Source organism: Pelatocladus sp. BLCC-F211, from assembly GCF_041928655.1.
Taxonomy (GTDB): Bacteria; Cyanobacteriota; Cyanobacteriia; order Cyanobacteriales; family Nostocaceae; genus Pelatocladus.
Genome location: NZ_JBHFLM010000237.1, coordinates 1 through 19,840, shown reverse-complemented (window position 1 = coordinate 19,840; position 19,840 = coordinate 1). Strand labels below are relative to the sequence as shown.

Here is a 19,840-nt window from a genome sequence, read left to right as displayed (position 1 = left end):
ACTGTAGTTTTGTAGGTTGGGTGTAGCGACAGCGAAACCCAACATTATAGTCTGGTTAATGTTGGGTTACACTCCGTTCCACCCAACCTACATAATGTCCTTTTTGAAAAACTCCTCTTTTCAAGATGGACGAGGTTTAATACTGTATTCTTTATTTACAACAGTTGGATATTTCAGAGTCTGAAGAATCACAAGAATAAGAAAAACTAATTAAGACTTCCTTCGCGCCAAAGGGACTTGGTCATTAGCCCTTACTCATTCTAATGACCAATGACCAATAACCAATGACCAATGACCAATAACTATTTCGCAAACCCTTTACCGCGAGTTGTAGAAGGAATACATAAACAGTTTTCTAATTGTTCTCGCAACTTGTCATGATCTAGATTTTGACCAATCAGTACCAACTGATTTTTCTTTTCACCTTTCCATTCTTCGTCATCTAGAGTAAAACGTTTACCGCAAAGGTGAAAAATATGTCGCTTGGGACTTTCCTCAAACCACATTATTCCCTTAGCGCGAAAAATATTCTCAGGAAGTTGGTTATCTAAGAAATACTGAAATTTCCTGATTGCAAACGGTTTTTCGCTCTCAAAAGATAGTGAGGTGAAGCCATCATTTTCCAAATGATTGGAATGATGGTGATGATCATGGTCATGGTGGTCGTGACCGCATTCTGAATGATCATGATCATGGTCATGGTGGTCGTGACCGCATTCTGAATGGTCATGATCATGGTCGTGATGATGATGGTCGTGAGTATGTGCTTCGACGGTGTCAAAATACTTGTCTGTCTCAAACAGACCAACACTGAGAATTAAAGGTAATGGTACTTGTGCTTTGTTGGTACGAATAATTCTCGCACCTTCCTTAACCTCACGAATTTTAGTTTCTAGTGTTTCTAATTCTGTTTGAGAAACTAAATCTGTCTTATTCAACAGAATTACATCACCATAGGCAATTTGACTATAAGCTGCCTGAGAATTAAATAAATCTAGGCTATAATTTGCCGCATCTACAACAGTGATAATCGAATCAAGACGAGTTAAATCTCGTAATTCTGTGCCAAGAAATGTTAAAGCAACTGGTAGCGGGTCTGCAAGTCCAGTTGTTTCTACAACCAGATAATCTATGTTTTCTTGACGTTCTAAAACTTTGTAAACGGCATCAACTAAATCATTATTAATGGTGCAACATATACAACCGTTACTTAACTCCACCATATTATTATCATCGTCGGTAGAGATAATTAACTCGTTGTCGATGCCAATTTCACCAAATTCATTGACTAAAACAGCAGTTTTTAAACCCTGCTGATTGCTCAGGATATGATTGAGTAAAGTTGTTTTGCCACTGCCAAGAAAACCAGTAATAATTGTTACTGGTAATCCTTGTTTTGGGGTTTCCATTGCATGAGATTCAGAAGTAGCTGCTTGCATAACACTGCCATCAAATGAGTCAAACTAGAGAATGTAGCGTAGAGAGTCCATAAAACACTAGCATAGGGATGCTGGATCAACGTCCCAGTTGCTTTAACCTATTATTGCGTATCTCAATTCAGTATTACTGTGTTATGACCCTAACTGTTTACAATACCCTCACTCGTCGCCAAGAACCTTTGGAAACAATTGAGCCTGGAAAAGTTAAGATGTATTGCTGCGGCGTGACGGTGTATGACTATTGCCATTTGGGTCATGCTCGTTCCTACATAGTTTGGGATACTATACGTCGTTATCTGCAATGGCGCGGTTATCAAGTGCGTTACATCCAGAATTTTACCGACATTGACGATAAGATTCTCAATCGTGCCAGAGAACAAGGTACAACGATGGAAGCAGTATCACATCGTTTTATCGATGCTTATTTTGAAGATATCCGTCGTTTAAACGTCATGGATGCGGATGAATATCCCCGTGCAACGGAACATATTCCTGAAATTCATGCCATGATTCAAGCTTTAATAGCAAAAGATTACGCTTATGCGGCTAGTGGTGATGTTTACTACAGAGTCGAGCATTTCCCTACTTACGGCAAACTATCTGGGCGAGAACTAGAACAGATGCAAGCTGGTGCTAGTGGCAGAGTAGATGCTGAAGATCAGGAAAGTAAAAAACAGCACCCCTTTGATTTTGCTTTATGGAAAGCTGCTAAACCAGAAGAACCAGCTTGGGACTCGCCTTGGGGTAAGGGTCGTCCAGGATGGCACATTGAATGTTCTGCGATGATTCGATCGCAACTGGGTGAAACAATTGATATTCATGGTGGTGGTGGTGATTTAATTTTCCCTCATCATGAAAATGAAATAGCCCAGTCAGAAGGTGCTATTAATAAACCCTTAGCACACTACTGGATGCATAACGGCATGGTGATGGTAGATGGTAAAAAAATGTCCAAGTCTCTGGGTAACTTTACTACCATTCGAGAATTATTAGATCGTCCTGTTGATCCAATGGCGGTGCGCTACTTTGTCTTGCAAGCACACTATCGCAAACCACTAGATTTTACCGATGAAGCGATCGCCACTGCTGAAAGTAGTTGGAAAACCCTCAAAGAAGGTTTACTCTTCGGCTACGAACACGGTCAAAAATTTGGCTTTGGTAATGACGTAAATCACTTAGATAAAGAAATCATCAAACGATTTGAAGAATCAGGAGATGATGACTTTAATTTCTCTGGAAGCCTAGCAGTATTATTTGAACTCGCCAAAGAACTACGGCGGGAAGGGAATCTGTTGGTGCATGAAGGTAAAACTGAAACACCACCAGAGAAGTTATCTAAACAATGGCAGACTCTGGTGACTTTAGCTGGGGTTTTGGGTTTAGAAGCTAAAGTCACAGCAGAAACAAATAATAGTAGTGGTATTACTGAAGCAGAAATCGAGGATTTAATTCAAAAACGGCAAGAAGCCAGAAAAGCAAAGAATTTTGCCGAAGCCGATCGCATCCGCGATGAATTGCAAGCCCAGGGCGTGACTTTAATCGACAGCCGTGAGGGTACTCGTTGGCATAGGGGATAATTAATGTAAAAAAATTTATGAGGTGACAAATGGAAAATGCAAAAACCAGACAAGCGCTACTCAAAGCAATTTACGAGGAATTGGAACAGGCTTATGAAGATACTTTAGAAGATGTTTTAGAGTTATTAAAAATTCGCAAAAGCGAAGATGAAGAAGATGTTCGAGATATTCATGCGGCAAAAAACGATACTACTATTTCTTGGGAACAATACAAACGAGAAACCGCGTGATTTATCAAGTAGAAATTACAAGTCGGGCAGCTAAACAATTAAAAAAGCTGCCTGAAGATATCAAGCTACGAATTGAAGAGAAGATTCAAGAGTTAGCAGAAAATCCACGTTCTGATGGAGTTGTAAAGTTAGAAGACAGTGAAAATATTTACCGTGTTCGTGTCGGCAAATATCGTATTTTGTATGAGGTCAAAGATGATTTACTAATAGTCAAAGTTGTTAAAGTTGGGCATCGTAAAGACGTTTACAAGAAATAGCCAATTAATGAGATAACTGTAGGCATTATTTATACCCGTGACAAGAGCAAAAAAGTTTCTTGATTTAAGGAAATATTGCCAATTCTGTTTCTGGATCAAAAAAGTGGAGTTTTTCTGGTGTTAGGGATAACCATAGTTGTTCGCCAAGGTGTACTATCCTTTCTGGCGGGACTCGCACTTGCAAAGAATTACCAGAAGAAGTCACAGGTTGTTGGAAACTAGAACCGATAAGTTTTGTAGATAGATAACTATCATTGCCAAGGTTTTCTACTAATTCGACTTGTACGGGTAGATTTTTGGTAGCTGGGACACTCAAAGTTAAATGTTCTGGACGGATGCCTAAAATCAAAGTACGTCCGTCGTATTTTTGTAGGGCATTGCCCCAAAATTCTGGTAAGGTGAGGCGAAAATCGCCGTTAGTAATTAATAAAGGGGCATGAAATTGAATTGGAATAAAATTCATGGGCGGTGAACCAATGAATTCAGCTACAAATAGATTCGCGGGATGATTATATAGTTCTAAGGGCTGGGCAACTTGTTGAATTTGACCTTGATTGAGAATTGTAATGCGATCGCCCATTGTCATCGCTTCTGTTTGATCGTGGGTAACGTAAATTGTCGTCGTCCCTAGCTGGCGTTGCAGTTTGACAATTTGGGCGCGGGTTTCGGCGCGCAGTTTCGCATCTAGGTTAGAAAGCGGTTCATCCATAAGAAAAACTTGTGGATTGCGTGCGATTGCCCTTCCCAGTGCTACTCTTTGTCTTTGTCCCCCGGATAATTGTTTAGGTAAACGATTTAACAACCCTTCAATTTGTAATAACTGGGCAACGTATTTTACCTGTTCATTTACTGCCCGTTCTTTCTCAGAAATATAACGGAGTCCCTTGGGTAAATTTCTTGTCATACCTACAAGGAGATTTTCGGTTAAGTCTGAGAATCCTGACGCGGAGACAGGGAGACGCGGGGACACGGAGATAGGACTCGTCGCGTCTGGGTGTTGTTGTGTTCCCGTATCTTCCTTCTGAGAACGCCGTCTGAGTCCAAAAGCAATATTGTCATATACCGACATATGGGGATAGAGGGCGTAGTTTTGAAACACCATGGCAATATCTCGTTCTTTGGGGGGAAGATCATTAACTAAGCGATCGCCTACCCAAATATTGCCTCCAGTCATGACTTCCAAACCAGCAATTAACCGCAGCAAGGTGCTTTTACCACAACCAGAAGGCCCCACCAGCACCATAAATTCACCATCTGCCACAGTGAGGTTAATTCGCCGTAAGACATTCACACCATCTCCAGCTTTCGAGGTAATAGCTTCCTTTTTCTGCCCATTCAATACCAGTTGGGTTTGAGAAGTAACACTTTCTCCTCGACGAGGAGGAAAACTTTTATAAACGTTTTCTAAATTTACTTGCGTCACGAGTTTTTCAGCAATCGTCAATGGTCATTTTTTATTTGTCATTTGTCAAGAGTTAATAACTTTCAACAAATGACAAAGTACACTTAGGCTTAAGCGCTCATGATACACGTTTGTAGTGGCTACGAAAAGTTAAAGACATATATAGTACTTTAGTACTAAAATAGTAATGTTAGCCGTACTTCCTTGGCTTTTATGTTAAAACATTCTCAAAGCCAAGCGCATGAAATTAAATAAGTCAGGGTAGTCATTAGTAATGACTGATTAGACTAAATTAATAATTAGTTATTACACATTAATTATCATTAACAATATTTTTAATTTAGACACTCATATGCTTGAAAACACAAACATAATTTAATATTCTTTCCCCAATCCCCAATCCCCAACACCTATTTTCAAGGAGAACTTTAATGAACAGCTGTATTTTAATGGTAGAAATTGTTAAAGAACCAGAACTGCGTTTTACACCAGATGGATTGGAAATAACAGAAATGCTGGTGCAGTTTTCTGGATTGCGAGAAGGTGAACCAGCAGCCAATTTAAAAGTGGTAGGCTGGGGCAATATGGCTAAAGACATTCAGCAGAACTACCACATTGGCGATCGCATCCTTGTAGAAGGACGTTTAGGTATGCATACCATTGACCGTCCAGAAGGTTTTAAAGAAAAACGTGCTGAATTAACAGTACAAAAAATTTATCCTTTAGTTGCAAATTTAAACATGGGTGAGTCTTTTGTAACCACAGCACCACCCTCAGCACCAGTTCCTACTCCTCAAAAAGCAGTTTCTAGTTACGAACGACCACTTCCAACAGCAACTCCAGCAACTAGTAATGCTGGTGTCGCTTCCCAAAATAATTACTCCCAACCTGTTCCCCAAACCTCAAAACCGGAACGTACTTCCTATCCTCCCGTAGCCCCAAACCCAGAACCAGATATTGACGACATCCCGTTTTAAGAGGGGAAAGGAGATCGGAGATCGGGGATTGGGGATTGGGAAGAGACTTGTTAAATAATTCTCCCTTGTCTCACTTATCTTCCTTGTCCCCTTTCCCCTTTCCCCTTTCCCCTACTTTGCCTAGTGAATGTTAAGATCCTGTTTATTTTCAATCAAGTTTAACCCCGACTTCCTATGAAAGAAACAGTCCTAGATGTTCGCAATTTGCAGGTTGACTTTGCTGGCGATCGCAAGATCATCAAAGCTATAGATGGAATTTCTTTTCAATTGCATCGAGGTGAGACTCTAGGGATAGTAGGAGAGTCGGGGAGTGGGAAATCAGTCACAGCTTTGGCAGTGATGGGTTTGTTGCAATCTCCGGGTAGGATCGCAGGTGGAGAAATTTGGTTTCGTGCGAATGAAACTAGTGAACCCATTAATTTGGTAGATTTGTCTCCTAAAGAGATACAACTACATCGGGGTGGCGATATCGCCATGATTTTTCAAGAACCGATGAGTTCGCTTAATCCTGTGTATACCATCGGATTTCAACTGACAGAAGCAATTTTACGACACCAGAATATTTCCAAAGCAGAAGCAAAACAAAAAGCGATCGCAGGTCTGCAAGAAGTAAAATTGCTACCAAGTGATGAAAAGATCCGACAGCAGTATATTGACACTTGGCAACATTCAGCTTTAGCTTCATCGAGCTTAGACGAACAAAAGCTACTCAAGTTAGTCAAGCAACACAAAGAAGCCATCCTCGAACGTTATCCTCATGAACTTTCGGGGGGTCAGTTGCAACGGGTAATGATTGCAATGGCTATTTCTTGCAATCCGTTGGTATTAATTGCTGATGAACCAACCACCGCTTTAGATGTGACGGTGCAAGCAACTATTATTGATTTGTTGCGAGAATTACAAGCTAGTCGCGACATGGCCTTGATTTTTATCAGCCACGACTTAGGCTTAATTGCCGAAATTGCTGATACAGTTGCGGTGATGTACAGAGGTCAAATTGTCGAATTCGACAACGCCGCCACAATTTTTGCTAATCCTCAACATCCCTATACTAAAGGTTTGGTGGCTTGTCGCCCGACACTCAACCGCCATCCCCACAAACTATTGACTGTTTCCGACTACATGAACGTTGAGGAAATACCAACGACGGGAGAACTTGTGATTCAAGGGAAAGAACCCACAGAACCACCAGACATCACGCCCGAAGAAATAGCGCAAAGATTAGCAGATTTAGAAAACGAAGAACCTCTACTCCAAATCAAGGATCTCAAAGTTGGTTTTCCCATCAAAGGTATGTTTGGTGGTACAAAACGTTACCATATGGCCGTCAATGGGGTTTCTTTCGATGTCAAAAAAGGCGAAACTCTAGGATTGGTGGGAGAATCTGGTTGTGGCAAAACTACCTTGGGCAGAACTTTGCTACGCTTAATCGAACCGATGAGTGGTCAAATTTTCTTTGAGGAACAAGATATCACAACTCTCAAGAGAGAAGCATTGCAAAAACTACGACGGGAAATGCAAATAGTTTTTCAAAACCCGTTTAGTTCCCTTGATCCCCGGATGAAGATAGGGGATGCGATCATGGAACCATTGCAGATTCACTCGATTGGTAATAAAAAGCAAGAAAGACAAAAACGCGCTGCTTATCTATTAGAACGAGTCGGTTTGAGTGCAGATGCAATGAACCGCTATCCTCATCAGTTTTCTGGTGGTCAACGCCAAAGAATTTGTATTGCTCGTTCTTTGGCTTTGAATCCTAAGTTTATCATTTGCGATGAATCGGTTTCAGCATTGGATGTATCAGTACAGGCGCAGGTGCTGAATTTGCTCAAAGAATTGCAAAGCGAGTTTGGTTTAACTTACATTTTCATTTCCCACGATTTAAGCGTGGTGAAATTTATGAGCGATCGCATTTTGGTCATGAATAACGGTGAAATTGTCGAGCAAGGTATCGCAGAAAAAATTTACCGCGAACCCAAACAAGAATATACACAAAAATTAATTGCTTCGATTCCTACAGGTAGTCGCGAACGAGTCCAACAGCGCCAATTACATCGCTCCTCCCAACCATCACCTATTAGTGAATCTTGTTAATGGAGGAAATTGACCGAAACGAATAAGTAGGGTGAACTACCTACACCGACCCGCAAGGGCAGCGTCGGGAGTATGTCACTTCGAGTCGTCATTGGTCATTTGTCATTGGTAGAGTCTTAATTTCATACTTTAGAAGCTGTTTTTTATCACTCGCTAAGGAGATAAAAAAGCAATTATATATGTGTCACTCTTAATCAATTGAAAGCTGTGCGTTCTATTTTATAGATGAGTTTGCTTGTGAAAATTACATTGATTTCCCAACTAAAATTTATAAATTTATGATCCATATTTAAACTTTTGGAAGATCAAATTTTGCCGTATTTATAACGGACGGGGGGTGGTAGCCTCTCAAAAACTAATTAAGATGTTAAATAAAGTGACAAAAATTAGAGCTTATGGCTTTTAATTAAAACATTGCAATAGTTGAGTTAAAAAAAAGATTAAATCTTGTTTACATAATCAAGCAATACTCAACACAGGGGCAAATTTTGTTAAATAATTAGTTTGAGAAGCTATGATTTGATTATTGCAAGATATGCCATCAAAAAATTTAACATTTTTTTAAAATTTTAATTTCCTTGAATATGCCAAAATTACTTCCCTCTTGCTCTCCCGACTTCATTAATCAATCAGTTTCACCAGATAAATTTAATACCTCAGAGTTTTTTCGATAGCTTTTATAGTGCTAATTAATCTGATATTTTTACATAATTTAATAAAAAAACCAGCAATAACTACTAGGAGTTTCAGTGTGAACGCCTCCGAATTGACCCAACAAATAAAGGCTGTGCGTCAACGTGCTGATGCGCTAGAAAATCATGCCAACACTTCACCATTACCCTCATCAGAAATTCTGCATGATTCTCTTGAGGAACTTAACACAGCATTAGAAGAACTCAGAGTAGCAGAAGAAGAAGTACGCCAACAGAATGAGGAGTTAAGAAATATTCGATATGCGTTGGATGTGGAACGTCAACGCTACAAAGAACTATTTGATTTTGCCCCAGATGCCTATTTAGTAACTAATACTGAAGGCAAAATATTAGAAGCAAATCGCACTGCTACTACTTTGTTTAAAATATCACAAAAATACATCCAAGGTAAATTACTGATCAATTTTGTCCCAGAAAATCAGCGTCGTGCCTTTCGTTCCCAGCTAATTAGTTTGCAGCAGATTAAACAAATTCAAGATTGGGAAATTCCTATGCTAACGCGGGAACAAACTGAATTTGACGCCGCCATCAGTGTAACTACAATGTGCGATCGCGAAGGTAATCCTCAAGGCTGGTGTTGGTTGATCAGGGATATTACCACCCGCAAGCAAGCAGAAGAACAGTTACAGGCGATCAGAAATGAAAATTTGCAATTACAAGAAGCTACAAGGCTCAAATCACAGTTTTTGGCGGTAATGTCTCATGAACTGCGTACCCCAATGAATGCGATTTTGGGCTTTTCCCAACTATTGCTACGCCACCCGTATAATCAGTTTCCAACCCAGGCAAGAAGCATGGTAGAACGTATTTTATCTAGTGCCAGACGTCTACTCGCGCTGATTGAAGATATACTAGATTTCTCCAAGCTGGAAGCTGGACGGCTGGAGTTGAATCTGGAAGAATTTAATTTGGCTGAATTGGTAACAACAACTGTTCAAGAACTATATTGTTTAGCCCAGCAGAAAAATTTAACTATAAATGTTGATATTAACCTCAAAGAGCCTCAGATTATTAATGATAGCGATCGCGTTCGACAAATTTTAGTTAATTTGCTTTCCAATGCGATTAAATTCACTGATATAGGTAATGTAAATGTTGAAGTCTTAGAAATTCAAGACAGAGTGATGTTAATCATAAAAGATACAGGTATAGGCATTAGCGAAGCTGATTTAAAAAATATTTTCCAAGAATTTCGGCAAGTTAACCAATGTCTCACACGCAAACACGGCGGTACTGGTTTAGGACTAGCAATTGTAGACCAATTAGTTCGCTTGATGAAAGGCAGTGTGACTGTGGAAAGTAAACTCGCTGAAGGTTCAACTTTTCGTGTTGAGTTACCAAGAGTCGTTCATAGCAATCATTAAAGATAATTAACTCATAATTCATAATTTTTGCTTATAAATTATGAGTTCTAATTATGAATTTTAAATTATATTCGCAATTGCCCGATTGTAGTTGAGTAATTCTGTTCAATGGGGTTTAAGTCAGTTTGCAATTGTATAGGTAATCCTCGAATAAGTTCCCTAATCACATCTGTTGCTGGTCTTCCAGTTTGTTGACAATATCGTTCCAGCTTTTCGGCTTCACCGGAAGCTAGGTTTAGGGTGATTCGCTTGGTTGCCCATTTTTTATTCATCATTACTGAGTATTTACCTAAATTTTTTTGGTGGGTTTAGAAATATGTAGATGAACATAAATAAACAAAAGTTTCTAGTAACGAGTAAGAGTAGCGCTTACTACAAACTAGGAATCTCTTTCACATTTAATTATGTCCATGTACTAAATACATGAAGCAATGGAAGACCAGCCTCTTTTAGGGGATACCCTATAAAGGCGTCGCTACACTAACAAGAAATTATTGAATTTTCTCATTCACTAGTTGCACCCCAAAAAGACAGGCTGGCTTTTTTTATCGGAACCAATAAAGGCTTCTATGATGTTGTTCTTTTTAAGAAATTACTGTTTTGAAGACTTGGTTTCCATACGTCTAAGGTATAAATCCCATGTTAAGTTTTTCAGTAATTACCGCTACAAGTTTATGATTAAAAGTAGCAAAAACTATCAATAAACACATATTTGATCAAATTGCTAACAAAATCAAATACATTTGATGACTTGTTTGCTTACTCAACCAGTAATCCGAGTTGGTTCGGAAGTAGATGAAGAAGATTGCCTATTATGCTTACTAATCTTCTCACGAAAAGCTTCCATGTAAGTATCTGGTTTGAAGTTCAATAAGATACTGACAGCAGCGAGTTGTCCAGAGTGCTTGAGTCTCAGTGGTTCAACTGATTTAGTAATAGTTGCTAGTTGGTCAAAGGTCAATAGTGTTTATTCTCCGCTTCGTCCCCCTTCCCTTGTCCACACCACGTGCTACAACGCTCTTAACCCGCAAGGGCGCAGTGGCTCCCCTTGTCCTCCTTGTCCCCGTACTCTGTGAGAAGCCGCTTGCGCGTCTACGCGTAGCGTCTCCTCTGGAGAATCCCTAATCATCGATTCCCACCCTCTCAGCGATCCTTAATTTTGCAGAACGAGAACGAGGATTATTGACAATTTCTTCTTCTTGTGCAGTGATTGGCTTTTTTGTCAAAACCTTTAACAAAGGTGAATTCCTCAGACCATGTTTAACCAAACGGTCTTCCAAGCTATGAAAACTGATAATTGCAATTCTGCCACCAGGTACAAGCGCCTGTGGTGCTTTGGCGATCAAGGTTTCTAAAGACTTTAACTCGTCATTGACCACAATTCGCAGTGCTTGGAAAACACGAGTTGCAGGGCTAATTCTGCCATAACGGTATTTGGGGGGAACACTGTAGGCGATCGCCTGTGCTAACTGTGTGGTAGTCTCAAACGGACGCTGTTCGACAATGCGTTTAGCAATGCGCCGTGAGAGTCTTTCTTCTCCGTATTTAAAAAAAATATCTGCTAATTCAGCCTCATCCCAATCATTAATCACATCTGCTGCTGTCAGAGATTGTTGTTTATTCATTCGCATATCCAAATTAGCTTCATGACGAAAGCTAAAACCCCTGTTTGCTGTGTCCAGATGGTAAGAACTCACTCCCAAATCAGCGAGAATACCAGCGAAACTACTAGATGGAAATTCGTAAGCAGCAAAATTACAATGGACGAATGTGACACGTTCTCCAAACTCAGCTAATTCCTTTTGCGCCGCCGCCAAAGCATCCTCATCTTGGTCAACAGCAGTGACTCGCACATCGGTTGCAGATTCTAAAATTAAACGAGTGTGACCTCCACCTCCCACTGTTGCATCTAAATAATGTCCACTAGGACGTACCGCTAAACCCTCAATCACTGCTTGAGGTAAGACAGGAATATGAGAAAAAGTCGGTTCTTCAATATCTATCGGTTCAGTGGAAGGAGAATTCATATGGATAAAGAGAAATAAACACAGTAGGTCTGTTGATTAGCCCTGACTGTCTAATTGATATGTTCAAATCAAAGCTTCATTATCTAAGGAAGTGCTAAATCATCAAGAATTGATGACAAACCATTACTTTGAGTTCTTATACTTCCAAAGTTAACAATAACCATAACGTTAGCCTAAACCAATTCTTCGAGAACAGTAGATGATTTGTAATCTAACTTACATTTCATGTAAAGCTTACCTGTTCTTAAACTTTGAATACTAAATTAACCAAGTACCACATAATAATATTTGCCATCTAAACAGTGGCTTATGTGTAATCAAATAAACTGATGATTATTACCCGTAGACAGATGCAAAAACACTGAATTCTCTAGGGAATGTAATACAAAAGTGGCAGGCAGAGTATTGTACCATACCATCACAGAAGGCTAAATTTGTATTTCAACCTACAAAACTGGTATCTTGGTGCAGAAACCCCTAGCTTGCAATCAAAATACCAGAAAGAACAATGTTTCTTTATATACAAAACCTTGGAGAAGACAATAGTATTAGCAACAAACAAGCTTTAGAAAGCAGAGAATTCTCATTAATGAAGACAACAAGTGAAGAATTTTTGCAAACTCGTCAAGTTTCAACTTACTCGGATTAGTTTACAAAGATGAGTGATGCATCTTCCAAATTTGCGGTTGTTATCATTGTTATAAGCAAAATTAGTTAATAATTATTCTCAATTAACGTAAAATGCAATAATAATTAATCAACGATTAAGCAATTAACAGCACATTTGATTAATTTTGCTGCATCTTTACGAGTAAACTTTGTAGTAACCCCTTAATTTGAAAGTATCAAATTAACTTAACAGGTTAGTTACAAAAGTACAATATTTCCCTAACAACCTTTTTTGATGAATTTTATATATGCCTGTAAATATGTACGATATATAACCCTAAAATCATCCCTGATTCATGTCTAATGAACCAACTACATGGTTATAAGCCATATTACAAAAAGTTACTTTTGGAGTAATTTATGTGTATTTTGTTTGACAAGTCTAATAAGTATTTCTGAATTTACAAAAATTTTCCACCCCTGACATCTATCTTTTGGTCTACATTAATGCTTCTTAACACTCACTAGTTTTACTTTCCATCACTTTAGCCACGAATTTAACTCTGTGGCAAATAAAATATGCTACAGCGATGAACTAACTTTAGTGATCTATCTAATTTCTTTGAGTTGCTAATAATCCTAACCCAACAACACCAATGATTTATTCCAGCAGTCACACACAAAACCCAATTGCATCACATAAGTCTAGCTTATCATCAAATTTACCCCAAAGAATCTTTACTCGTAAAGAAGTGATTCCAGCTCGTAATGATGTGTTGTGGCGAATCGAGCGTGGAGCAGTGCGTACCTTGACTTGGAGCGAAGATGGAACATTCATTACTTTGGGCTATTGGGGACCAGGGGATTTAATTGGTCATCCTCTTTCAAGAGTCAAGCCTTATCAAATAGAATGTTTAACCAGTGTAGAAGTGAGTGTAGTACCCCCGCATCATTGGAATCAAGATGTTAATGCTCTCATAACTCATATTCAACAAGCAGAGGAACTTTTAAGCATTGTACATAGAAAACCAATTTCTCTACGTTTGTGGCAATTTTTGGTTTGGCTAAGTGAAAAATTTGGCCGCGATGTAGAACAAGGCAAGCTGATTGAGCTCAACGTTACTCATCAAGAGATGGCAGAAGTGTTAAATACAACAAGAGTGACAGTAACTCGCCTTCTTCAACAATTTGAGGAAGAAGGTAACTTACTACGTCATAAACGCAGAATTATTTTATGTTTACCAAATACATTAATGAAATAACAATTAAAAATAGCGGTGGGTACTTGCGTTAATCACCGCTTCTTTTGGTACAATTGTTACTGAAAATCATGGTTCAAAACTCAAGTGAATTTAATTAAAAATTTATTTGAACAAGTATATCATGATTGAGCCAGTAGGTGTGAGTGAGACTAACAAAATGACAAAACCATTCTGGAACGCCCTGAAGCTGAGTCCGCTTGTTTTTGCTGCTACATTATTTGCAGCCAATAATGCTTTTGCAGCAGAAGTAAACCAAGAAATTAGTCAAGATGTGACTTCTGTAACTCAGTTATCCCAAGGATCAACTGAAGGCATGAGCCAAGTAACATCTGTTTCTCAGTTTTCTGACGTACAGCCTACAGACTGGGCATTCCAAGCATTGCAGTCTTTAGTTGAACGCTACGGTTGTATTGCAGGTTATCCCAACGGTACTTATCGTGGGAACCGTCCCATGACCCGTTATGAATTCGCCGCAGGTTTGAATGCTTGTTTGGATCGGGTTAATGAACTGATTGCTACAGCAACAGCTGAATTGGTAACAAAGGAAGACTTGGCTACCCTACAGCGTTTGCAAGAAGAATTTTCTGCGGAACTAGCTACTTTGCGCGGTCGTGTAGACGCTTTGGAAGCTCGCACTGCTGAGTTGGAAGCAAACCAGTTTTCCACTACCACAAAGTTAGTTGGGGAAGCTATCTTCAACTTCGGTGGAGCTTTTGGAGACGAGAAAGCTAACGGTAGTGGGGATGATGTAGATGACAATTTTACTTTCTCAGACCGGGTTCGCTTAAGTTTGAACAGTAGTTTCATGGGTACAGACCAACTGCAAATCCGTTTGCAGGCTGGCAATATACCTAACTTTGGAACAGCAACCGGTACTAACATGGCCCGCCTCGCCTATGACAATAACACTGGTAATGAGGTTCAAATCGATAAAATCAACTACGCTTTCAACCTCAGTGATGCTATTCGTGTCAAGGTAGATGCTAATAACGGTGAATTCTGGGAGAACGTTCCTAACTTTTCTGAATTTGCTAGTTCAGGAAAAGGTGCGATTTCCCGCTATGGTCGCTTCAGCCCCATCTACCGCCAAGGTTCCGGTGGTGCAGGTATAACTGTTAATTTCAAACCTGAAGGATCTGCTTTCAGTGCGTCAGTGGGTTATCTAGCCGGTGGAAGTAATAATGTAGCTAGTAGTCCTCTTGATGGAGCAGGTCTATTTGATGGTAACTATGCTGCTCTTGCTCAACTTGCTTACCAACCAAATGGAGCATTCAATATTGGTCTGACTTACGCCCGCAGTTATCAAAATAGTGTTGGCGGTGTTAGCCTATTTGGATCTACAGGTAGCGCAAATGCCAACCAACCTTTTGGTAGCGGTGTTGCTACTGCTGCAAACCACTACGGTGCAGAAGTTAACTTCAAGCCCAGTTCTAAGTTGACTGTTGGTGGTTGGGCAGGTTTCACCAACGCGGAAGCAAAGAGTGGTCCCAATGAAGGTGACAATGCGGATGCTTTCTATTGGATGGCTAACGTAGCTTTCAAAGACTTCGGTAAAGAGGGTAACTTGCTTGGTTTTCAGTTTGGTCAACCACCTAAAGTTACCGATAATGACATAAGTGCGCGTGAAGATGATGACAATTCTTACCACATAGAAGCACTCTATCGTTACCAGTTGAACGACAATATTGCTTTTACTCCAGGTTTGGTGGTCATCTTAAATCCTGAGCATAATGACAACAACGAGACAGTTTATGTCGGTACACTTCGTACCACCTTCACTTTCTAATTAGTTGTTACAGCTTTCTTAATTTATTCGTGAGATACAAGATCCCCGACTTCGTAGGAGTTGTCGGGGATCTTATCTTTGCGATTCTCACAAATTATTTACGACCTAGAACGCGATCGCGGTGGGTTATAAGTCATTGGATTTGGGAATTATGCCAAAAAGATCAATAGACCTCTTGCAAAAATATTTTTACCCCACCCTAACCCTCCCCGTTTACGGGGAGGGAACTAAATCTTTTCCCCGTTCATGAGGGGATTGAGGGGAGTTCATTCGACTTTTGCAAGAGGTCTAATGTCCTTTTCCTGCTCCTAAATATAATTCTCCGACTTTAGGGTCATTTAATAATTCTTGACCGGGGCCTGTGATTGCATCGCGTCCAGATTCGAGTACGCAACCGCGATGGGCCATTTCTAAGGCTTTGCGAGCGTTTTGTTCGACTAGGACAATGGCTGTACCTCCCCGGTTAATTTCTTTGATCTGCTCAAATACTTGAGTTACCAAAATCGGAGATAAGGCGGCAGAAGGTTCATCTAAAAGTAATAGACTGGGTTCTAACATTAATGCTTTACCCATGGCTAACATCTGACGTTCACCACCAGAAAGTGTACCAGCACGTTGACGACGGCGATCGCGCAGTCGAGGAAACATGGTAAATATTTTGTCTTTGAGTGGTTGAAGAGGAACATCGCGGACAAAAGCACCCATTTCCAAATTTTCTTCTACAGATAGGGAGGGAAAAACATTGGCGATTTGCGGTACATAACACATCCCTCGCTGCACAATTTGATTCGATTTTAAGCCAGTGATATTTTCTCCTTTAAAAGTGATGGTCCCTGTATGAGGTGTCAACAATCCAAAAATGGCTTTTGCTAAAGTTGACTTTCCTGCACCATTAGGGCCAATCACCGTGACTAATTCCCCAGGAGAAACACAGAAATTTACACCTTGCAGAATATCAACATCTTTAATATATCCAGCGTGGACATTATCAACTTCTAGTAAATAGTCATTTGTCATTGGTCATTGGTCATTGGTCAAGGGTCATTGGTCATTGGTCAAGGGTCAAGGGTCAAGAGTCAAGGGTCAATTTGAAATTCTCTGTACTCTTGACTATTGACTCTTGACTATGAACTATAATGGCGTTTTTTGCAATTCAGGTCTTTCTTCTGGGACGATCGCACCTTCTACTGGGCAAACTTGGAGACATATACCGCAGTCAATACAGGTAGCGAAGTCAATCCAATACCAATCAGTACCTTTGACATTTTTCCCTGGGCCATCATGAATGCAAGCAACTGGACAAGCATCTACGCAATCCGCGACGCCTTCACAGACATCTGTAACAATTGTATGTGGCATAGTTCCCCTCTTTTGGATCAAAATTACTGTACTTTAATACAGTTTTTTATAGACTAACAACAATAAGTTGGTCATTCGATTTTAGATTTTGGATTTTGGATCATTTCAAAACCCGGCTGCGATTGAAATCGCAGTCTCATAGCGAAAGTCTGCTTTAAGCAGACTACTTGATTTGTTTGAGATTTGTTTGAGCCGTCTTCAGACGACTTGTGCTATTAGCTAAGGATTTAAATCCTTAGCGGTATATTGAAAAAAGTGGGATGCTTCCCAAACGTCAACCTTCGACCTTCAAACCTCAACGTTCAAGCTTTAAGGCTTAATGTTCAAACTTTAAGGCTCAACATTCTCGATATGTCTTAGGTGTGACTCCTGTCATTTTACGAAATTGCTGTGTGAAGTGACTCTGACTGTTGAAACCGCACTGTAATGCTATCTCTGAAATTGATTTATTACGCTGTTTTAACAACTTCTTTGCCCGTTCAACTCGCTGCTGTACTACATACTGCCAAGGAGCTATCCCCATTGATTGCTTAAAGAGACTAGAAAAATAGCATTGGCTAAAGTCTGCTACTTCAGCAATATCGGTTAACTCAATATCTTGTTCAAGATGGGCATTGATATATTCTAATACCCGTTTTAGTCTAAATTCACCTAACCCTACCTGGTATTCTCGCAGTTTAAGAGGGCTGGAAGTATAGTTTCTAAGTAGATGAATTGTTAACAAGTTTGCTAAAGAATCTAAATACAATCTGCTTCCCCATCTGTTTTGCTGGATTTCATTGTGAATAGACTGCACAATCAATTCAATTTGCAGATCACGTGTGCTTATAACGCTGAGAAGTTCAACTTGCTCAGAGTGGGGACAATTTGCTTCCAACGACATTTGATGTAGAAAAGTTGGATCGATGAACAATGCCAAAATTTCATCAGTCGTTTCACAAGCTCCAAAAAAAGGAGCTTTAGCCGGAATCAGAAGTAGTTCGCCTTGCAGTAGAGATCCGTCATACTCTTGCTTCCCGATACGGAAAACTTGGCGTGTCACATTCCCCAGTTCAAAAACCAGGAAATGATGAGTTAGCCCGGACGATACTTCACACTCCCCGGACGGCTGAAGCTGATGTTCCACAATTAGCCCACCCGCTTGAAGGATGTGTCTGGACAGCACCCACTCCTCTTTGATTACGTCTGCTGGACACATAGCGGTTGCTTGGGAAGACATCAATTTGACCTCACTGGCGAAATAACAAAGCGTAAAATCAAAAGATTTTTATAAATTGCACAGGAATTTGAAAGACAAGCCCTAGACAACTTATTAATAATAGATTTCTCTGGTTGAACTAGTTCTTAAAAGCCATCAACGCTTCAGCATGGAGTTTATGCCAAAGACTAAACACTTAACAAGGTTCTTGTTGATCATTACACTTGTGAGCGTGACAAGCTGCCAATTGTTCAATAAATCCCAACTTGATCATCAATCGAGTCAAGGAAGTATCAGCAAGGTTACTCAAGCTCAGAAACAAGATGTTTCGCTAGATTGGTTCACATCCTCCACTTTGAAAGGTACAAATACTATCTCTTCTTCAGAAGCGAAGCTATTTATCCGTGACGTTTATCAAACACTTGAGAGTAACATTTTTGATCCAAAATTCAAAAAAGATGAACGAGAACAGCACTTAAGAGAAATTTTAGCCAAAGTTGAGACAAAACCTAATTGGTCAAGATCAGAATTAACAACACATATCAGCAATCAATTGAAGAAACTCTCAGTTTCTCACTTGCGACTGTTAGACCCTGTTGAGGGTCAAAAATTATTTCGCATGATTGAACAGAAACCTTTATCAAATGCTAGACCTGATCCAGCCGTTTCAGCTGAAATGAGAGGTAAAATTGGGATTCTCCGAGTCAAAAGCTTCATCATTCCTCTGATTACCAAAGCAGAACTTGATCGGAGAAAAGCTCAACTCTCTCAAGCCAAAATAATTCTCATTGATTTGCGTGGAAATGGGGGAGGGTATGGATCAAGCATTAGCTATCTGGTTGAGGACATCGTTGGTTCTAATAAACTGCTTTGGAGAGACAGAACTCGTGAAGGCTTGCAAAAAAAAGAACCATATATCTTTCGAGGATATTTTGATGATGCAATTAATGGGAAAGCGAAAGCAGAAATAGAGCTTGGAAAGGAACATTCTTATATTGAGTGGCGCACGCGGTTAGAAGCTCAGAAAGATTCAAGACCCCATTTTATTCTGGTTGATGGTCAGTGCGGCTCATCGTGTGACCTCTTCACAGGAATCATCAAAGACTACCGTGCTGCCAAAATACTGGGAACCCGCACAATGGGCGCACTGTTTGGGGGTGATGCTTTTAGACTGAGATGGCAAGGCTTTGCTCTCATTGTCCCGACTGTTCAAGTAGTTTCACCCAAAGGTAACACCATTGAGGGTGTAGGAGTTCAACCAGATATTGAAATACCCGAATGTGCAAACAGTAGTAGTCAGTGTCTTGAAAAGGCTATTAAAGTCGTCGTTAGCACTAACTCATAAATACTTGCCCAACAGTGTATAGATTTTTTCTCCCTTGTCCTCCTTGTCCACGCCACGTGCTACAACGCTCTTGACCCGACGCCAGGTACTACAACGGGACGCCAGTCGCTACAACGGAGGAGCCACTGCGGTGGACGGGTTCCCCGGCATAAAGCAGGTGGCGTGGAACCTCCGCAACGCGCTGGCTCGGAAACCCCCGCA

The 19,840-nt window shown here is 40.1% G+C and carries 17 protein-coding genes; 9 read left to right on the top strand and 8 right to left on the bottom strand.

Features of this window, described 5'->3' with window-relative positions; all coding sequences use genetic code 11:
- Positions 1-302: 302 nt before the first annotated feature.
- Positions 303-1,439 carry a CobW family GTP-binding protein gene (locus ACE1AT_RS28150; protein WP_374874441.1) on the bottom strand — a complete coding sequence of 379 codons (1,137 nt, stop codon included), beginning with the start codon at positions 1,437-1,439 and terminating at the stop codon, positions 303-305.
- Between the two features lie 134 nt (positions 1,440-1,573).
- Here ACE1AT_RS28150 and cysS point away from each other — a divergent pair, with 134 nt between their 5' ends.
- From cysS to ACE1AT_RS28135, 3 genes are read left to right on the top strand one after another with little or no spacing between them, the layout of a single operon-like run.
- Positions 1,574-3,016 (top strand): cysteine--tRNA ligase, encoded by a 1,443-nt coding sequence (gene cysS, locus ACE1AT_RS28145; protein ID WP_374874439.1) that lies wholly within the window; start codon positions 1,574-1,576, stop codon positions 3,014-3,016.
- A 29-nt stretch (positions 3,017-3,045) separates the two neighbouring features.
- On the top strand, positions 3,046-3,246 hold the full coding sequence (locus ACE1AT_RS28140) for a hypothetical protein (protein WP_374874437.1): 201 nt from the start codon (positions 3,046-3,048) through the stop codon (positions 3,244-3,246).
- Positions 3,243-3,503: a type II toxin-antitoxin system RelE/ParE family toxin gene (locus tag ACE1AT_RS28135; RefSeq protein ID WP_374874435.1), complete on the top strand. Its 261-nt coding sequence runs from the start codon at positions 3,243-3,245 to the stop codon at positions 3,501-3,503. Before ACE1AT_RS28140 ends, ACE1AT_RS28135 begins: the two co-directional genes overlap by 4 nt.
- Before the next feature lie 64 nt (positions 3,504-3,567).
- Here ACE1AT_RS28135 and ACE1AT_RS28130 read toward each other — a convergent pair whose 3' ends face one another.
- The gene (locus tag ACE1AT_RS28130; protein WP_374874446.1) at positions 3,568-4,926 is read right to left on the bottom strand and encodes an ABC transporter ATP-binding protein; all 1,359 of its coding nucleotides are present in this window, start codon (positions 4,924-4,926) and stop codon (positions 3,568-3,570) included.
- A gap of 410 nt (positions 4,927-5,336) precedes the next feature.
- Between ACE1AT_RS28130 and ACE1AT_RS28125 the strand changes: the two genes are divergently transcribed.
- From ACE1AT_RS28125 to ACE1AT_RS28115, 3 genes are all read left to right on the top strand, one after another.
- Entirely contained in the window at positions 5,337-5,882 is a 546-nt protein-coding gene (locus ACE1AT_RS28125) for a single-stranded DNA-binding protein (RefSeq protein ID WP_374874433.1), read from the top strand.
- Between the two features lie 174 nt (positions 5,883-6,056).
- Positions 6,057-7,976: an ABC transporter ATP-binding protein gene (locus ACE1AT_RS28120; RefSeq protein ID WP_374874431.1), complete on the top strand. Its 1,920-nt coding sequence runs from the start codon at positions 6,057-6,059 to the stop codon at positions 7,974-7,976.
- Positions 7,977-8,727: 751 nt separating this feature from the next.
- Positions 8,728-10,053 carry an ATP-binding protein gene (locus ACE1AT_RS28115; protein WP_374874429.1) on the top strand — a complete coding sequence of 442 codons (1,326 nt, stop codon included), beginning with the start codon at positions 8,728-8,730 and terminating at the stop codon, positions 10,051-10,053.
- A gap of 65 nt (positions 10,054-10,118) precedes the next feature.
- Here ACE1AT_RS28115 and ACE1AT_RS28110 read toward each other — a convergent pair whose 3' ends face one another.
- The 3 genes from ACE1AT_RS28110 to rsmH form a co-directional block, all read right to left on the bottom strand.
- Positions 10,119-10,328, bottom strand: coding sequence for a CopG family transcriptional regulator (locus ACE1AT_RS28110; RefSeq protein WP_196797834.1), 210 nt, complete (start codon positions 10,326-10,328; stop codon positions 10,119-10,121).
- Positions 10,329-10,816: 488 nt separating this feature from the next.
- Entirely contained in the window at positions 10,817-11,014 is a 198-nt protein-coding gene (locus ACE1AT_RS28105; protein WP_374874426.1) for a hypothetical protein, read from the bottom strand.
- A 160-nt stretch (positions 11,015-11,174) separates the two neighbouring features.
- Positions 11,175-12,080 carry a 16S rRNA (cytosine(1402)-N(4))-methyltransferase RsmH gene (gene rsmH / locus ACE1AT_RS28100; protein WP_374874424.1) on the bottom strand — a complete coding sequence of 302 codons (906 nt, stop codon included), beginning with the start codon at positions 12,078-12,080 and terminating at the stop codon, positions 11,175-11,177.
- 1,265 nt (positions 12,081-13,345) lie between these two features.
- Between rsmH and ACE1AT_RS28095 the strand changes: the two genes are divergently transcribed.
- The gene (locus tag ACE1AT_RS28095) at positions 13,346-13,951 is read left to right on the top strand and encodes a Crp/Fnr family transcriptional regulator (protein ID WP_374874422.1); all 606 of its coding nucleotides are present in this window, start codon (positions 13,346-13,348) and stop codon (positions 13,949-13,951) included.
- Between the two features lie 157 nt (positions 13,952-14,108).
- Positions 14,109-15,737 carry an iron uptake porin gene (locus ACE1AT_RS28090; protein ID WP_374874444.1) on the top strand — a complete coding sequence of 543 codons (1,629 nt, stop codon included), beginning with the start codon at positions 14,109-14,111 and terminating at the stop codon, positions 15,735-15,737.
- A 288-nt stretch (positions 15,738-16,025) separates the two neighbouring features.
- Here the strand turns inward: ACE1AT_RS28090 and ACE1AT_RS28085 are convergent, their stop codons facing one another.
- The 3 genes from ACE1AT_RS28085 to ACE1AT_RS28075 all read right to left on the bottom strand — a co-directional run bounded on the left by ACE1AT_RS28085 (position 16,026) and on the right by ACE1AT_RS28075 (position 18,315).
- Positions 16,026-16,754: an ABC transporter ATP-binding protein gene (locus ACE1AT_RS28085; RefSeq protein WP_374874420.1), complete on the bottom strand. Its 729-nt coding sequence runs from the start codon at positions 16,752-16,754 to the stop codon at positions 16,026-16,028.
- 114 nt (positions 16,755-16,868) lie between these two features.
- On the bottom strand, positions 16,869-17,096 hold the full coding sequence (locus ACE1AT_RS28080; RefSeq protein ID WP_016862920.1) for a ferredoxin family protein: 228 nt from the start codon (positions 17,094-17,096) through the stop codon (positions 16,869-16,871).
- A gap of 337 nt (positions 17,097-17,433) precedes the next feature.
- Entirely contained in the window at positions 17,434-18,315 is an 882-nt protein-coding gene (locus ACE1AT_RS28075; RefSeq protein WP_374874418.1) for a helix-turn-helix domain-containing protein, read from the bottom strand.
- Positions 18,316-18,541: 226 nt separating this feature from the next.
- Between ACE1AT_RS28075 and ACE1AT_RS28070 the strand changes: the two genes are divergently transcribed.
- The gene (locus ACE1AT_RS28070; protein WP_374874416.1) at positions 18,542-19,639 is read left to right on the top strand and encodes a S41 family peptidase; all 1,098 of its coding nucleotides are present in this window, start codon (positions 18,542-18,544) and stop codon (positions 19,637-19,639) included.
- Positions 19,640-19,840 lie beyond the last annotated feature (201 nt).

Bases quoted from the DNA above. Each gene is read 5' to 3' on its own strand.
- ACE1AT_RS28150 (WP_374874441.1), bottom strand. From the start codon at position 1,439: ATGCAAGCAGCTACTTCTGAATCTCATGCAATGGAAACCCCAAAACAA.
- cysS (WP_374874439.1), top strand. From the start codon at position 1,574: ATGACCCTAACTGTTTACAATACCCTCACTCGTCGCCAAGAACCTTTG.
- ACE1AT_RS28140 (WP_374874437.1), top strand. From the start codon at position 3,046: ATGGAAAATGCAAAAACCAGACAAGCGCTACTCAAAGCAATTTACGAG.
- ACE1AT_RS28125 (WP_374874433.1), top strand. From the start codon at position 5,337: ATGAACAGCTGTATTTTAATGGTAGAAATTGTTAAAGAACCAGAACTG.
- ACE1AT_RS28120 (WP_374874431.1), top strand. From the start codon at position 6,057: ATGAAAGAAACAGTCCTAGATGTTCGCAATTTGCAGGTTGACTTTGCT.
- ACE1AT_RS28110 (WP_196797834.1), bottom strand. From the start codon at position 10,328: ATGATGAATAAAAAATGGGCAACCAAGCGAATCACCCTAAACCTAGCT.
- rsmH (WP_374874424.1), bottom strand. From the start codon at position 12,080: ATGAATTCTCCTTCCACTGAACCGATAGATATTGAAGAACCGACTTTT.
- ACE1AT_RS28095 (WP_374874422.1), top strand. From the start codon at position 13,346: ATGATTTATTCCAGCAGTCACACACAAAACCCAATTGCATCACATAAG.
- ACE1AT_RS28090 (WP_374874444.1), top strand. From the start codon at position 14,109: ATGACAAAACCATTCTGGAACGCCCTGAAGCTGAGTCCGCTTGTTTTT.
- ACE1AT_RS28085 (WP_374874420.1), bottom strand. From the start codon at position 16,754: ATGACAAATGACTATTTACTAGAAGTTGATAATGTCCACGCTGGATAT.
- ACE1AT_RS28080 (WP_016862920.1), bottom strand. From the start codon at position 17,096: ATGCCACATACAATTGTTACAGATGTCTGTGAAGGCGTCGCGGATTGC.
- ACE1AT_RS28075 (WP_374874418.1), bottom strand. From the start codon at position 18,315: ATGTCTTCCCAAGCAACCGCTATGTGTCCAGCAGACGTAATCAAAGAG.